The organism is Vreelandella boliviensis LC1 (assembly GCF_000236035.1).
GTDB classification, from domain to species: Bacteria; Pseudomonadota; Gammaproteobacteria; order Pseudomonadales; family Halomonadaceae; genus Vreelandella; species Vreelandella boliviensis.
The window spans coordinates 276575-291900 of the sequence record NZ_JH393260.1; the positions used below are offsets into that span (position 1 = coordinate 276575).

Annotated in this window: 11 protein-coding genes; 8 read left to right on the forward strand and 3 right to left on the reverse strand. The window is 56.0% G+C overall.

All coding sequences use genetic code 11. The features are described 5' to 3' along the window. Nucleotides 1-46 precede the first annotated feature (46 nt). The 3 genes from secA to KUC_RS18250 all read left to right on the forward strand — a co-directional run bounded on the left by secA (nt 47) and on the right by KUC_RS18250 (nt 5139). Nucleotides 47-2779 carry a preprotein translocase subunit SecA gene (gene secA, locus KUC_RS18240; protein ID WP_007114735.1) on the forward strand — a complete coding sequence of 911 codons (2733 nt, stop codon included), beginning with the start codon at nt 47-49 and terminating at the stop codon, nt 2777-2779. A gap of 68 nt (nt 2780-2847) precedes the next feature. Then, the gene (gene argJ, locus KUC_RS18245; RefSeq protein WP_040481601.1) at nt 2848-4077 is read left to right on the forward strand and encodes a bifunctional glutamate N-acetyltransferase/amino-acid acetyltransferase ArgJ; all 1230 of its coding nucleotides are present in this window, start codon (nt 2848-2850) and stop codon (nt 4075-4077) included. Between the two features lie 105 nt (nt 4078-4182). Continuing rightward, complete coding sequence (locus tag KUC_RS18250) at nt 4183-5139, forward strand: Nudix family hydrolase (RefSeq protein ID WP_007114738.1); 957 nt, start codon at nt 4183-4185, stop codon at nt 5137-5139. A gap of 93 nt (nt 5140-5232) precedes the next feature. Here the strand turns inward: KUC_RS18250 and KUC_RS18255 are convergent, their stop codons facing one another. Then, complete coding sequence (locus KUC_RS18255) at nt 5233-6147, reverse strand: carbon-nitrogen hydrolase (RefSeq protein ID WP_176459031.1); 915 nt, start codon at nt 6145-6147, stop codon at nt 5233-5235. Between the two features lie 44 nt (nt 6148-6191). Continuing rightward, nucleotides 6192-7295: an agmatine deiminase family protein gene (locus tag KUC_RS18260; protein ID WP_007114740.1), complete on the reverse strand. Its 1104-nt coding sequence runs from the start codon at nt 7293-7295 to the stop codon at nt 6192-6194. A 179-nt stretch (nt 7296-7474) separates the two neighbouring features. On the opposite strand from KUC_RS18260, the gene KUC_RS18265 reads away from it, so the two are divergent. Next, entirely contained in the window at nt 7475-8716 is a 1242-nt protein-coding gene (locus KUC_RS18265) for a lipoprotein-releasing ABC transporter permease subunit (RefSeq protein ID WP_007114741.1), read from the forward strand. 31 nt (nt 8717-8747) lie between these two features. Next, nucleotides 8748-9470 carry an ABC transporter ATP-binding protein gene (locus tag KUC_RS18270; protein ID WP_007114742.1) on the forward strand — a complete coding sequence of 241 codons (723 nt, stop codon included), beginning with the start codon at nt 8748-8750 and terminating at the stop codon, nt 9468-9470. Between the two features lie 79 nt (nt 9471-9549). Here the strand turns inward: KUC_RS18270 and KUC_RS18275 are convergent, their stop codons facing one another. Continuing rightward, nucleotides 9550-10101, reverse strand: coding sequence for a DUF2062 domain-containing protein (locus tag KUC_RS18275; protein WP_040481604.1), 552 nt, complete (start codon nt 10099-10101; stop codon nt 9550-9552). 97 nt (nt 10102-10198) lie between these two features. On the opposite strand from KUC_RS18275, the gene KUC_RS18280 reads away from it, so the two are divergent. From KUC_RS18280 to lpxK, 3 genes are all read left to right on the forward strand, one after another. Further along, nucleotides 10199-12478, forward strand: a complete 2280-nt coding sequence (locus KUC_RS18280) for a DNA internalization-related competence protein ComEC/Rec2 (protein ID WP_007114744.1) — start codon at nt 10199-10201, stop codon at nt 12476-12478. Between the two features lie 71 nt (nt 12479-12549). Continuing rightward, a complete protein-coding gene (msbA, locus tag KUC_RS18285) occupies nt 12550-14286 on the forward strand; it encodes a lipid A export permease/ATP-binding protein MsbA (RefSeq protein WP_007114745.1) in 1737 nt (578 codons plus the stop codon). A gap of 10 nt (nt 14287-14296) precedes the next feature. Next, a complete protein-coding gene (gene lpxK, locus KUC_RS18290; protein WP_007114746.1) occupies nt 14297-15322 on the forward strand; it encodes a tetraacyldisaccharide 4'-kinase in 1026 nt (341 codons plus the stop codon). Nucleotides 15323-15326: the final 4 nt, after the last annotated feature.

Below are 15326 nucleotides of genomic sequence, written 5' to 3' on the forward strand. Positions count from 1 at the left end.
GAAAGGGCAAAGTCCGATGGGACGCTCGTGAATACTTGGATATTTCATGCTTAATAATTTATTACGTAAAGTCGTGGGTTCTAAAAATGACCGCGATGTTAAACGCATGCATAAAAATGTACCGCAGATTAATGCATTAGAAGTAGAACTTGAGGCCATTGGCGATGCTGAGCTGCAAGGCAAAACCGCTGAGCTGCGCCAGCGTTTAGAAGCCGGTGAGTCTCTTGATGCGCTGCTAGCGCCCGCCTTTGCAATCGTTCGAGAAGCCAGTAAGCGCGTTATGGGCATGCGCCACTTTGATGTGCAGATGGTAGGTGGCATGACCCTGCACCGTGGTCGTATCGCTGAAATGAAAACCGGTGAGGGTAAAACGCTGGTAGCGACGCTGGCGGTGTATCTGAATGCGCTGCCGGGTAAAGGCGTGCACGTGGTCACAGTGAATGACTACCTGGCCCGGCGTGATGCCGAGTGGATGCGTCCGCTGTATGAGTTCCTAGGCTTGTCTATTGGCGTTATCTTCTCCGGTCAGACTGGCGAAGAGAAGCGTCATGCGTACCACTGCGATATTACCTACGGTACCAACAACGAGTTCGGCTTCGATTATCTACGCGATAACATGGCATTTTCGTTAGAAGATAAAGTCCAGCGCGGGCTACATTACGCGATTGTCGATGAAGTTGACTCGATTCTTATCGATGAAGCACGCACCCCGCTGATTATTTCCGGCGCGGTAGATGAAAATACCGACCTTTATAAAGTCGTTAATCAACTTGCCCAGCAACTTGAGAAAGGCGAAGAGGTTGAAGATGACGATGCCACGGTAGTCGGTGACTTTTTAGTCGATGAAAAGCAGAAGCAGGTAGAGCTAACGGAGCAGGGGCATAATAAAGTTGAAGAGTTGATGCGCGCTGAAGGCTTATTGGGCGATGAAGAGTCGCTGTATGCCGCGCAAAATCTTAACTTGCTTCAGCATATGCATTCGGCTCTGCGTGCCCGCCACCTTTATAATCGTGATGTCGACTACATCGTCTCTGAAGGTCAGGTAGTGATTGTCGACGAGCATACCGGTCGCTCCATGCCAGGGCGCCGCTGGTCGGAAGGGTTGCACCAAGCTGTTGAGGCCAAAGAGGGCGTCACGGTGCAGCGCGAAAGCCAAACGCTAGCTTCCACGACCTTCCAGAACTACTTCCGGCTGTATGAAAAATTAGCCGGGATGACCGGTACGGCGGATACTGAAGCCTTTGAATTTCGTCAGATTTACGGCCTAGATGTGGTGGTGATTCCCACCAATCGGCCATTGGCCCGTAAAGACCTGAACGATCTGGTTTATTTGAGTGCTGAAGAGAAGTACGAAGCGATCATCAAAGATGTTAAAACCGAGACCGAAGCCGGTCGACCGGTACTGGTAGGTACGGCTTCGATTGAAACATCCGAGTACCTTGCCAAGCTAATGCGTGAGGCGGGCCTGACGTTCAACGTACTTAACGCCAAGCAGCACCAGAGCGAAGCCGAAATTATTGCCCAGGCGGGCCGCCCAGGAGCGATTACCATCGCTACCAATATGGCCGGTCGGGGTACCGATATTGTGCTGGGGGGCAACTGGGAAGCCGAAGTCGCCAAGCTACAAAATCCCAGCCAAGAGCAGGTTCATGCGCTGAAAGCCGAGTGGCAAGCGCGTCACGATGGCGTGCTGGCCGCAGGTGGTCTACACGTGGTCGGCTCTGAGCGCCACGAGTCCCGGCGTATCGACAATCAGCTGCGTGGCCGTGCTGGGCGTCAGGGCGACCCTGGCTCGACACGGTTCTTCCTCTCGCTTGAAGATAGCCTGATGCGCCTGTTTGGCTCCGACCGCGTCAAGCGCTTGATGCAGGCATTGGGCCTTGAGCATGGCGAAGCCATTGAGCATAAGATGGTCTCTAACGCCGTTGAGCGTGCCCAGAAAAAAGTCGAAGGGCGTAACTTCGACATTCGTAAGCAGTTGCTTGAGTACGACGACGTTGCCAACGATCAGCGCCGTGTGATCTACGACCAGCGCAATGAGATTCTTGCCGCGGACGATGTCGCTGATGCCGTTATCGGTATTCGTGAAGAGGTGATGGAGACGGCCATCAGCGACTATGTGCCGCCCCAGAGCCTGCCCGAGCAGTGGGATCTGCCTGGCTTGGAAGCGTACCTGAAAACTGAGTTCAACCTTGATGCGCCCGTGGTTAAATGGGCTGCTGAGGATGAGCGCTTCAGTGAAGAGCAGCTGCGCGAACGGCTGCAGACGATGCATCGCGAGGCCTATGCAGCCAAAATCGAAGCGGCTGGTGAGAAACTGATTCGTCGCTTTGAGAAACAGGTCATGCTGCAAGTTCTGGACACGCGTTGGAAAGAACACCTTCAGTCGATGGATCATCTGCGTCGCGGTATCCACCTACGTGGCTATGCTCAGAAAAACCCTAAGCAAGAGTACAAACGTGAATCCTTTGAGCTCTTCCAGCATTTGCTAGAGCATATTAAAGCCGATGTAACGCGCATTTTGAGCCACGTTCAGGTTCGTCAGCCCGAGGAAGTAGACGCACTGGAGCAACAACGTCGCGAAGCGCTGGCCCGGGAAACTGCCACGGCGGCTAGCCGTCATGACGCCCCGGCCCAGGAGCAGTCCGAGACCGAGCAGGAGGCACCGGGTGTAGATGGACGTCCTGTGCGTCGCGAAGGCCCTAAAGTTGGTCGCAACGACCCCTGTTCTTGTGGCTCGGGTAAAAAGTACAAGCAGTGCTGTGGAAAACTAAGCTAACGGCGCCCGTTTTTGAGACCGTTTTTTTAGAAGGTCTGCGAAACGGTCTTTGTCTAAAGGAGAGAATCATGGCGGTTGGAAACACTCCCTTTCCAGAGTTGCCACCCCTAAAAGGGGTGCGCCTGGGGGTTGCAATGGCGGGTATCAAAAAGCCGGATCGTCGTGATCTAGTCGTGATTGAGCTGCCCGAGACCGCGACGGTGTCGGGAGTTTTTACCCGTAATGCATTTTGTGCAGCGCCCGTGGTAGTCGCTAAGCAGCACCTTGAACAGTGCCGGGCAGCAAAGCGTTCGCCGCGCTTTTGGCTGATCAATACCGGCAATGCCAACGCGGGTACGGGCGAAGCAGGCTTGCGCGATGCACGTACTAGCTGTGCTGAACTGGCCAAACAGGCAGGCGTGTCTGAGCAGGACGTACTGCCATTTTCAACCGGCGTGATTGGTGAGCCGTTGCCGATGGACCGCCTATTAGCGGGCTTGGCACCGGCGATTGAAAGTCTGGCCAGTGGCGCTGCTGCCTGGGAGCATGCAGGCCAAGGCATTTTAACCACCGATACCCGTGCCAAAGGTGCCACCGTCACGCTGGAAATGGGCGGCCAGCAGGTGACGATTAACGGTATCGCCAAAGGGTCGGGCATGATCAAGCCCAATATGGCGACCATGTTAGGGTTTGTAGTGACTGATGCAGCTATCGAGGCACCGCTACTGGATCGCCTGCTGCGCGAAACGGTCGATCGCTCGTTCAACTGCATTACGGTGGATAGCGATACCTCAACCAATGACGCCTGTATGCTGGCGGCGACCGGCGCAGGTCCTCGCATCGCTGATGATGAGCAGATAGCCGTTTTCAGCAATGCTCTGCAGCGAGTAATGACCGAGCTGGCGCAAGCGATTATTCGCGACGCAGAAGGTGCAACGAAATTCGTTACTCTTCAAGTGGGCGAAGCTAAAAGCCGTCAAGAGGCGCTTGATGTGGCCTTCACCGTTGCGCACTCACCGCTGGTTAAAACCGCGCTTTACGCCTCAGACGCTAATTGGGGGCGTATTTTGGCGGCGGTTGGTCGAGCGCCTGTGAATGACTTTGACGTCAATCGTGTGGTGATTGATTTAGGCGATGTACGTCTAGTTGAAAATGGCGGGCGAGCTTCAGGCTACACCGAAGCAGCGGGAAGCGCCGTGATGGCGCAGTCAGAAATTACCATTCGCATTAACTTGGGGCGCGGTGAGGAAAGTGCCACGGTATGGACTTCCGACCTCTCCCATGACTATGTATCTATTAACGCGGATTACCGCAGCTAGCTGGGGCATTAGCTGGCGTGGTAATGGGCATACGCAGCGAGATAGCACCGATATCAACAACGTTGGTGCACGCAGTGGATAAAGACGTAACGAGTATATGAGTCTATGAGCATAAAGGTAAAACGGCGGGTTCACGTCGCGGCAGCTGCGATTATTAGCGCCGATCAAAAGCAAGTACTGATCGCTCGTCGGCCATCAAACGTTGATCATGGCGGATTGTGGGAGTTTCCGGGCGGTAAGTTGGCCCCTTATGAAACCGGTCTTGAAGGGTTAAAGCGTGAGCTGCACGAAGAGCTGGGCGTTGAGATTGTCTGTGCCCAGCCACTGATTCGCGTCCACCATGAGTATCCCGACAAGCATATCCTGCTTGATGTATGGCAGGTGCACGAGTTTGCTGGCGAGCCCTTTGGGCGAGAAGGGCAGGCGGTACGCTGGGTGCCTATGAGTGAGCTCTCCAAGTACCCCTTCCCAGCGGCAAATTTACCGATTCTGCGCGCGGTAAGGTTGCCTACCGAGTATTTGATCACCGGCGAAGAGGCTGATGAGGCGCGTTTCGATGCGTATTTGGAGCGCGCACTTCGTGAAGACAAGGTTCGCCTGGTGCAACTGCGCGCCAAGCAGTTGGATGAGGCGGCTTATCTGGCCCGTGCCCAGCGTGCATTGAGCCTGTGTCGTGAGCACGGTGCACGACTGCTGCTCAATGGTGAACCGACGCTGCTTGATCACATTGACGCCGATGGCATTCATTTGACCAGCGAACGTTTGATGCAGCTTGAGCGCCGTCCGATTGCCGAAAGCAAGTGGTTATCGGCATCGACACACAATCAAACGCAGCTTACCCAGGCGGCGGTGTTAGGCTGCGACTTTGTGAGTCTATCGCCGCTGCGCACCACGCCGTCGCACCCCGAAGTGTTCCCGCTCGGCTGGCATGATTTTCAGCAGTTGGTCGAGCGCGCAGGCATGCCGGTGTTTGCATTGGGCGGCATGACGCGCTTTGATGCCAATCATGCCCGTGCCGTCGGCGCTCAAGGGATTGCCTCAATCCGTGACTTCTGGAAGTAATCGGTCGAGTTAGCCCTCCGTGTGTCATCGAAAACGCCTGCCTGGATATTTCTCCCAGGCAGGCGTTTTGTTTTCTTGGGGTTTTGATAAGAGTTAGTCGCGGTAGCGGCGAGTTAAATCCCCATAAGCATCCACGCGGCGATCGCGCAGATAGGGCCAGATGCGGCGGGTATTTTCACTGCGCGCCATATCAAGCTCAACGACTAACTGCTCGGTCTCTTCCCCCGCATGGGCCAATAGCTCACCTTGCGGCCCACAGACGAAACTACCGCCCCAGAACTGAATGCCATCGCCGACCCCAGAGTGATCCGCCTCAAAGCCAACCCGGTTGGCTACCAGTACGGGCAAGCCGTTGGCGACGCCATGGGCGCGTTGAATCACTGTCCAGGCATCTTTTTGGCGGGTCTTTTCTTCCCCGTTGTCGTTGGGATCCCAGCCGATCGCAGTGGGGTAGAGTAGTAAATCGGCACCGGCTAAAGCCATCAGTCGGGCGGCTTCGGGATACCACTGATCCCAGCAGACCAACACGCCGAGACGGCCCAGCGAGGTTTCGATCGGGGTAAAGCCTTCTTCGCGGGCTCTGTCGTGATCCCCAGGCGTGAAGTAAAACTTCTCATAAAACCCAGGGTCATCGGGGATATGCATCTTGCGATACTGACCAACGCGCCCTTTGGCGCGGTCATAGACCACGGCGGTATTGTGGTAGAGCCCCGCTGCACGGCGTTCAAATAGCGATCCGACCAGTACAATATCCAGCTCTTTGGCGAGCGCCGCCAGACGCTGGCCGGTAGGGCCGTCGAGGGGCTCCGCTAGATCAAACAGCGCGGGATCTTCAAATTGGCAAAAGTAGTGGGTAGCGTGCAGTTCTTGAAGCAGTACCAGCTGCGCGCCTTTTTTAACGGCACTGCGGATACCTTCTTCGCTAGCTGACAGGCTTTGGGCTTTGTCCGGCCAGGCGGGTTGCTGCACAACACCGACGGTTAGCGTCGAACTTGATGTCATCGACATAATGGTTCCTTTATTCATTCAGTACTATATTCAGTCAGTACTATTTAATCAGTACCAGCCGAGTGCTGGGCAAGCGTTCCCCGGATAGACTTTCCCAGAGCAGGCGTGTCGCGAATAAGCGCGCCTTGTGGAAGCTGCATGGTTAAACAATGCAGGCTGCCGTGTTGGCGAATAACGCTGATGCACTCAATAGGGATTAGCGTGTGCTCGGGAAAAGCAACCGCTAGCGCGTTTAGCACGGTGACATCTGCCGGGTCGCCGTAAGTGGGCACCAGCACGGCCTGATTAATGATCAGAAAATTGGCATAGGTAGCGGGCAGGCGATGGCCATCTTCCGGGTCAAAGCAAGCCTGGGGCCAGGGCAGGGCGATAAGCCGGTAGGGTTCACCATTGCGCTGACGGAAAGCCTGCAGCTCCCGTTCCATTGCCGCTAAGGCCGGGTAGTGCGGGTCGTTGGGGTCATCGCAGCGCACGTAGGCAATGGTGGATGGGTCGCAGAAGCGCGCCAGGGTATCAATATGGCTGTCGGTATCGTCGCCTTCTAAATGACCGTTGGTCAGCCACAATATGCGGTCAACCCCGAAGTCCTCGCCAAGCTGCGTTTCTAATGCTGCTCGGGATAGCGTGGGGTTACGGTTGGGGTTCAGCAGGCATGCTTCAGTGGTCAGCAGGGTGCCTTCACCGTCAGTTTCTATGCCGCCGCCTTCCAGGACCAGATCCCGCGAGCTCACCGGGCAGGCCCATACGCCTGCATTAGCAAGCCGCTGGGTGAGTCGATTATCACGCTCGGCGGGAAATTTTCCACCCCAGCCAGTAAAGGTGTAATCGAGCATGACTAATTGGCCATCTTCGTCGACCACACTGACCGGCCCATGATCCCGCGCCCAGGTATCGTCGGTGGGTGCGACAATAAGCAGCAGGCGCTCAGCGGGCACGCCGTAGGCGTCAAAAGTGTCGGCCAAGCGCTGTTTGGTGAGTTCGTCGGGTGCGCAAATCAGCACGCGCTGATAGCGCGCGGTGGCAATCACAATGCGTTCGAGAGTGGCTTCGATGCACGCAAGTAGTGGTGCCCAATCGCCGTCATGGCGTGGCCAGGTCAGTTGTATCCCATCCTGGGGATACCATTCGGGTAGCAAACGATACGTCATAAAAGCGCAGCCCCACGGTCAGCAGTAAATCGGCGCAATGTAGGGCGTGGCGGGGCAAGTTGCAAGCGTAACGTTGTTAATCTGAACGCTCACGGTGCAGACCGCTCTAATGGCCGTTTGAACATGCAGAGACACTAAAAAAACCGTACCATGAGCGCTTATTGATAAGGAATGACGCCATGCTTGATCGTTTGCCTTTTCTGGTGGGGCTGCGCTACGTGCGCGCTAAACGCCGGAATCACTTTATTTCGTTTATTTCGCTCACCTCGATGCTGGGGTTAATGCTGGGGGTCGCGGTACTTATTTTGGTGTTGTCGGTGATGAACGGCTTCGACCATGAGCTGCGCACGCGTATTTTAGGCATGGTGCCCCACGCTAAAATCGAATCCCGTGTGGGGATGGTCGAATGGGAGTCTTTGGCTGAAGAATTAATGCAGCGGGAGCGCGTTATCGGTGCGGCGCCCTATGTTGAGCAGCAGGGCATGTTCTCCGTGGGTGGGCGTAATCAGGGGGCCATGGTTAATGGTATTAACCCTGATTGGGAAGACCGCGTGTCGATTATTGGTGAGCATATGCGCCAGGGCGAACTAACCGATCTGGTTCCCGGCGAGTGGCACGTGGTACTGGGCTCAATGCTGGCGCGAAACTTGGGCGTTGGCGTGGGCGATCGAGTGACGCTGCTGGTGCCTGAAGCATCGATTACTCCGGCTGGAGTCTTTCCGCGCTTAAAGCGTTTTACCGTCAGCGGTATTTTTAGCGTCGGCGCCGAACTAGATGCTAATTTGGCCTACGCCAATATTGAAGATATGCAAACGCTTGCCCGTCTTGGCGATGCAGTCGGCGGGCTTCGCCTAGAGTTGGATGATCTATTTGCTGCCAGCAGTGAAACCCAGGCGATTCTCAATGAGCTTGGCCCGGAGTATAGGGGGAGCGATTGGACGTTCTCTCAAGGCAATCTTTTCCAGGCGATACAGATGGAAAAGCGCATGATCGCACTGCTGTTAACCGTGATTATCGCCGTGGCGGCGTTCAATATCGTCTCGACGCTGGTCATGGTTGTCACCGACAAGCGCGCGGATATCGCCATTCTGCGTACGATAGGTGCTAAACCGAGCTCGATTATGGGCATTTTTATTGTTCAGGGCATGGCCATCGGGCTTATCGGTATCGCCATCGGGGTGGCCGTGGGTGTGCTGCTGGCGCTGACCATTGCTGATCTGATTGGCTGGGTGGAAGGAACGCTGGGCATCCAGTTCTTGGATGCTGGGGTCTACTTCATCAGCGATTTACCCTCTCAACTGCAGTGGAATGATGTTATTCGGATCGTTTTGGCCGCCTTTGGTCTGACGTTCCTGTCGACACTTTATCCCGCTTGGCGGGCGGCAAAAGTTCAGCCAGCGGATGTGTTGCGCTATGAATAATGGCTTCAGGAACAAGGATGACACGATGTCTATGAATTCGACGTCTCAAAATACCGGTCAAGAGGCCGCGGTCATGCTCGATTGTCAAGCGCTGACACGAACCTACAGTGAGGGGCCCCAGGATCTGACGGTACTGGATAAGCTCAATTTGCAGGTGCGTGCTGGTGAACGGGTTGCCATCGTAGGTAGCTCTGGGTCAGGCAAGACGACGCTGCTCAATTTGCTCGGAGGGCTCGATCGTCCCAGCGAAGGCAGTGTGGTTATCGCCGGTGAGCCGCTGTCGGGCTTAAATGAAGCGGCGTTGGGTAGCTTCCGTAACCGCTACATTGGGTTTGTGTATCAATTCCACCATCTATTGGCGGAATTTACCGCCGTCGAAAATGCGGCGTTGCCGCTGATTATTCGCGGCCAGTCAAAAAAGGCAGCCGAGAAGCGGGCAATGCAGATACTCGAGCGGGTAGGTATGCAGCCGAGGGCGGATCATAAGCCGGGTGAGCTTTCCGGCGGGGAGCGTCAGCGCGTGGCGATTGCCCGGGCGCTGGTCACCGACCCTAGCCTGGTGCTAATGGATGAGCCCACGGGCAATCTGGATCAAACAACGGCGGCGACTATTTTGGCGCTGATGGACGAACTGGCCAAAGAGAGCGCCTGTGCCTTTGTGATAGTGACCCACGACGTTAGCCTGGCGGCCCATCAAGATCGCGTGCTTAAGCTGGATGCAGGCAAGTTGGTAGAGCAGGCTCCCGCGCTTTAATCGACGAGCCTGTTAGTTAAGTAGGCTAGCTCCTCAAGCTTAATCGCCAGGCTTAGTGGCTAAGCCTAGTCACTAAAGCCTAGTCATCAAATTCTGCTTCAATCTGTGCGCGCCGCTGCCGACGTTTCTGGCGGCGGCGTTTCCAGTTATGGGAGACGTGCCAGCGCCAGATTAAGCGAATGCCAATATTGACGACGATGGCTAAAATGACTGCTGTTACCAACGAGCCGATGATCAGTGGCGGCATAATGTCGTGCATCTGTTCGGCGATCCAGCGCGTTGAAATACGCGAAGGGGCTTCCCGCACGGGCGCGCCGAGTATAAAAGTGCCAATCCAGTAGTTGCCGTAAAAAATTAGCGGCATCGTCAAGGGGTTGGTAATCCATACCAAGCCCACCGAGAGGGCTAAGTTGCAGCGTGTAATGCGAGCGCCCAACGCTGCGACCACCATCTGAAAGGGGATGGGCAGCATCGCGCAAAACACGCCCACGCTAAATGCATTGGCAACGCTTCGGCGAGTTAAAAGCCACAAACCCGGATCTGCAATCAGCGGTGCCATAAAGCGTAGCGAGCGCTGTTTCCTGATAGTGTCGGGTTTGGGCATGTAGCGCTGCAGGAACCGGCGCGGCATGATGGATACTCTTACCTATTGATGTGGCCTATTATCCATATCGAGCTGCCTTTCGGCTATGCTAGGCCATCAATGAAGTGTCGCCAGGGAGGGTTCTATGCGGTTAGGTGTTGCCATGCCTGCGGCGCTTGCGGCATTCGCAGGAGGTGTTTTTGCCTGGTATTGCCACGCCGCAGGGGTGACCCCAAACGCCTTTGGGTGGGTGTTTGTAGTCGCTTTGCTGGTAATGGGATGGCGCCTGCGCGCAGGCATATGGCTGCTAATCGGCGTATGGGTCTTCATTGGCGTACAAAATGAATGGGGAAGTCGCTTAGCGGCGGGGCTAAGTGGTGAAGATATTACCGTTGAGGCGACCGTGTTGACCGCCCAGCCACTGGGTCATGCGACGCGCTTGTTGTTAAACATTGATAAGTGTCAAAACTCTTCAAATAGCCCAGTACAACGGCCCAGTTGTTCCGCGCTCGCCAAGGTGCGCATAAGCGCTTATAGCGATGAGCGATTTAAGCCCGGTGAGCAGTGGCAAATGACGCTGCGTTTGCGCCCCCCAAGCGGCTTTGCCAACCCTGATACCTTCAATTATGAGCAGTGGCTGTGGCGCGAGGGGATCCACGCCACTGGCTATCTGCGCCAGGAGCCTGCGCCGGTTAGGCTCTCTTCTGCCAGCCCTTCGCTGCGCCAGCTAGCGCTGGATTTTTTGACTCGTCAGCCGCTCGACGAGCGAACCAAGCGCTGGCTGGCAGCGCTGACGTTAGGCGATAGCGAACAGCTAACCCAAGATGACTGGTCACTGCTGAATGCCACCGGCACCACTCATCTGGTGGTGATTTCAGGCTTGCATGTCGGGCTGGTGGCGTCGTTTGTGCTGCTACTCGCCAAGCTAGGTGCTCGTTTTGCAACGCCCACCAACTGGCGCATGCGCACCTGGCCATGGTGGCTGGCAGCGCTAGCCTGTGTGAGTTACGCCACCCTTGCCGGAATGGCGCCGCCAGCCATGCGAGCGATGATTATGACGTTGATCGGGCTGTGGGTACTGAGTGGTCGGCATGCGCCGGGTCCTTGGCAGGCTTGGTGGCTAGCACTTGCGCTGGTGCTGATATCTGATCCTCTAGCGCTGTGGCGGCCGGGGATGTGGTTGTCTTTTGTTGCGGTGGCATGGCTGATTATTATTTGGCAGGGACGGCGGCGCCCTCAGGGTATAAAGGGCTGGTGCTGGGCGCTGGTTAGATCGCAGCTGCTGCTAGCCCCGCTAATGGCCGCCGCCGTATTGGTAGCCTTTGGGCGGGTGGCTCCAGCCGCTCCATTGATCAATTTAGTCGCCGTGCCCTGGGTGAGCTCGGTGATGGTGCCCATGGCGCTGCTGGGATGGTTGCTCTCACTTATTCCCTTAGTAGGCGAGGCGATGTGGTTGCTGTTTGAGCAGGCGCTTAGCGTTTTCCACTTATTACTGACACTTGCTATGCAGCACTGGCCACTGTGGGAACCTGATCGGTCGTTAACTTATCCGCTCGCCTTCGCATTGCTACTGCTGTCGTTATGCTGGGGGCTACCTGCCGTTTTACCTGGTCTACGGTATTCTGCCACTGCGCTGGCCTTAGCGCTCCCGTGGTGGTCGCTTTCAACATCGATTCCCCAAAATACGCTTAGAGTTAGCGTGCACGACGTGGGGCAGGGGCAGTTGATAGAATTGCGTAGTGAACATTATCGCCTGCTCTACGACACCGGACCGCGCTTTCGTAGTGGTTTTATGCCGCTGGAGACGCTTTGGTCGCCGGGGCAGCAGTTTGATCAAGTGATTGTTAGCCACGCTGATAATGATCATGCGGGTGGCATTGGCGCGTTGCTAGCTGATCATCAGGTTAGGCGGTGGTTGGCCCCTACGGGTGAGACGCTGCCAGTTTCAAGTATTGACTGCCAGCGTGGTCAAAGCTGGCAGCGTGACGGAGTGAATTACCGTATTCTCTGGCCACCAGAAGGCGATAGCGCGTTTTCTGCCAATGATCGCTCCTGCGTACTCGAGGTGAACGTTGGTGAGCAGCGACTGCTGATTACGGGGGATGTGGGCACAGAGGTAGAGCGACGCTTTCTGCGTGATGTAACGCTACCCGTTAGTGTATTGGTGGCAGGGCACCATGGCAGCGGCACCAGTTCGGGTATTCAGTTTGTGCGTCATACCGCACCTGAGCATGTGATATTTAGCGCCGGGCAGAGCAATGCTTTTCAGCATCCGGTAGATTCCGTTGTGCGCCGTTTTCGCCAGCAGGGAAGCTGTCTATGGAGTACTGCTCAGGACGGAGCCCTGCGTTTTTGGCTAAACGCGGCCCATCCCATTGAGGTCGAAACGACGCGGCCACTACCAAGACGACACAACCAGTGTTGAAGCGCGTCGCCATCAGGTAGAATCCCTCGCACTGCATACTATAGGCCCTAGGGTCTAGGCTAGGAGCGCGTGTGACTGATTCAGGTTGGGGTATCTATAAGCGGTTGTTGGGTTATGTGAGGCCGCATTGGCGGGCTTTTGCGCTGGCGCTGGTGGGGTTTGTTATTTATGCCGCATCAAGTACCGCACTAGCTGAAATGATGAAGCGTTTGATTGATGGCATTCAAAATCCGGATGCAGCCTTTCGGCTATTTCTACCGCTGTTTGTGATTATTATGTTTTCCGCTAGGGGGCTAGGTACTTTTTTAAGCACCTACTTCATGGCTTATGTGGGCCGCTATGTGATTCATACCCTGCGTTGCGACGTCTTTGCTCATCTGCTGCATCTGCCAGGCTGGTTTTTTGACCATCACTCCAGCGGCCAACTGGTATCGCGGGTGACCTACCACGTTGAGCAAGTCGCGGGGGCGGCCACCAAAGCGGTGACAATTATTCTCCGGGAGGGTCTGTTCGTCGTCGGCTTGGTGCTCTATTTGCTCTGGACCAACTGGATGTTAACGCTGCTGTTTCTGGGTGTGACGCCGATTATTGCCGTGGTGGTTAGCTACGTCAGCAAGCGGTTTAGACGCATTTCAAAACGCATTCAGCACTCCATGGGTGACGTCACCCATATTGCCTCGGAAGCGCTGTCGGGCTACCGGGTAGTGCGTACCCATGGCGCTGAAGAGTATGAAAAGCTGCGCTTTGAACGCGTTAGTGAAGAGAACCGTCGCCAAAGTATGAAAGAAGCCATGACCCGTGCGGTCAGTTCTCCGGTGATTTTGATGCTGGTAGCCATCTCCATGGCGCTACTGGTCTGGCTGGCCATGGCGCCTTCGCTGATGGCAAGCATGACACCCGGTGAGTTCGTTGCCTTTATTACTGCTGCCGCCCTGATGATTAAGCCAGTGCGCCAACTAACCGAGATTAACGGAGAAATTCAGAAAGGCCTGGCGGCCGCGTCAGAGCTCTTCGGGCTGCTGGATATGGCCCCAGAAGAGGATAGCGGTAAGCGCATCGCCAGCCGTTTAAACGGTGATGTAGTGATTGATAATGTTAGCTTCCGCTACGCCGACGACCAGCCCGAAGTCCTACACGATATTAATTTGCGCCTGGCGCCGGGCGAACTGGTGGCGATAGTCGGGCGTTCGGGGAGCGGCAAGTCCACCCTGGTCAGCCTGCTGCCGCGTTTCTACCGACCCAGCCAAGGCAGTATCACCATCGATGGCGTTAATATTGATGACTACGCGCTTGGCCCGCTGCGCCAGCAGATTGCTCTGGTATCACAGCAGGTAACGCTATTTAACGCCTCAATCGCCGATAATATTGCCTACGGGGTGGCCAACCCTGATCCTCAGGCTATTAAAGTTGCGGCTGAAGCCGCCTATGCCCATGAGTTTATCGATAAACTTCCCAATGGCTATGCCACTACCGTAGGAGAAAATGGCGTGATGCTCTCGGGCGGACAACGCCAGCGGCTAGCGATTGCTCGGGCGATCTTCAAGGATGCACCGCTGCTGGTGTTGGATGAGGCCACTTCAGCGCTGGATACTGAATCCGAGCGCTATATTCAAAAGGCCCTTGAGCGGGTCTGCGAAGGGCGTACCACGCTCGTTATCGCCCACCGTCTCTCTACCATTGAGCGGGCCGACCGGATTGTGGTGATAGACCAGGGGCGCATTATCGAAGAGGGCTCGCATCAGGCATTGCTGGAAGCCGATGGCGCCTACACGGCCCTGCATCAACTACAGTTTCAAGAAGCGCCATGAGCCTACTGATATGAGCTTAGCCAAAAGAACGCTGGCAGAACGCTGGCTGCAAGGCGCTTACCAGGGAAGCCCCTGGCTATCGCCGCTAAGGCCGTTAGGGGCGTTGTACCAGTGGGCTATGGTTCGCCGAGAACAGGCGTACCGAACGGGTAATAAAGCCACCTGGAAGGCGCCGGTGCCCGTTATTGTGGTAGGTAATATCACCTTGGGAGGAACAGGTAAATCGCCGCTGGTGGCGTGGCTAGCTAGCTGGCTGGTGGCCCGAGGCTGGTCGCCAGGCATCGTTAGCCGCGGCTATGGTGGAAAAGCGCCGCGTTATCCGCTACTGGTCACCGCCGACACTAACGTTGCCGAAGCCGGCGATGAGCCGCTGATGCTGGCACAGCAGACAGGGCTGCCGGTGGTGGCGGATCCCCAGCGTGTGCGCGGTGTTCAGGCATTGGTATCGGCGGGCTGCGATATTATCCTTAGCGACGACGGTCTGCAGCACCTGGTACTGGCCCGGGATATTGAACTGGTCGTCATTGATGGCGCCCGAGGGCTGGGTAACGGGCGCTGCCTGCCTGCGGGGCCGCTGCGCGAGTCGCCCAATCGGTTGCAGCGGGTTGATGCGGTGATCGTCAACGGTGACTTTCAGCCGTCGCTTTCAGTTTCGACTATTATGCAGTCAGCCACCATAATGCAGCTAGCGCCGCTGTGCTGGCGACGCCTTGAAGATGGTGCGCGTTTTCCGCTAGCGCCACTGCCGTTTACGTTGCCTGTGCACGCGGTGGCCGGTATCGGACATCCCGAGCGTTTTTTTCAAACACTTTCCGCGTTGGGTGTTGAAGGTGAGTGGCACCCGTTAGCCGATCACCAGCACTTTAATGCGGACGCGCTAAGCTTTGCAGATACCCGCCCAGTAATTATGACCGCCAAAGATGCCGTTAAGTGTTACGCCTTGGCGCCGCCTAACAGCTGGGTATTAGACGTGGAAGCGACCCTTCCTCCCGAATTTGAGCACTGGCTGGCAGCGCGGCTGTCGGCACTTTCCTAAAGGA

Excerpts from the sequence above, each read along its gene's own strand:
- secA (WP_007114735.1), top strand. The coding sequence starts at position 47 with ATGCTTAATAATTTATTACGTAAAGTCGTGGGTTCTAAAAATGACCGC.
- argJ (WP_040481601.1), top strand. The coding sequence starts at position 2,848 with ATGGCGGTTGGAAACACTCCCTTTCCAGAGTTGCCACCCCTAAAAGGG.
- KUC_RS18250 (WP_007114738.1), top strand. The coding sequence starts at position 4,183 with ATGAGCATAAAGGTAAAACGGCGGGTTCACGTCGCGGCAGCTGCGATT.
- KUC_RS18255 (WP_176459031.1), bottom strand. The coding sequence starts at position 6,147 with ATGTCGATGACATCAAGTTCGACGCTAACCGTCGGTGTTGTGCAGCAA.
- KUC_RS18260 (WP_007114740.1), bottom strand. The coding sequence starts at position 7,295 with ATGACGTATCGTTTGCTACCCGAATGGTATCCCCAGGATGGGATACAA.
- KUC_RS18265 (WP_007114741.1), top strand. The coding sequence starts at position 7,475 with ATGCTTGATCGTTTGCCTTTTCTGGTGGGGCTGCGCTACGTGCGCGCT.
- KUC_RS18270 (WP_007114742.1), top strand. The coding sequence starts at position 8,748 with ATGAATTCGACGTCTCAAAATACCGGTCAAGAGGCCGCGGTCATGCTC.
- KUC_RS18275 (WP_040481604.1), bottom strand. The coding sequence starts at position 10,101 with ATGCCGCGCCGGTTCCTGCAGCGCTACATGCCCAAACCCGACACTATC.
- KUC_RS18280 (WP_007114744.1), top strand. The coding sequence starts at position 10,199 with ATGCGGTTAGGTGTTGCCATGCCTGCGGCGCTTGCGGCATTCGCAGGA.
- lpxK (WP_007114746.1), top strand. The coding sequence starts at position 14,297 with ATGAGCTTAGCCAAAAGAACGCTGGCAGAACGCTGGCTGCAAGGCGCT.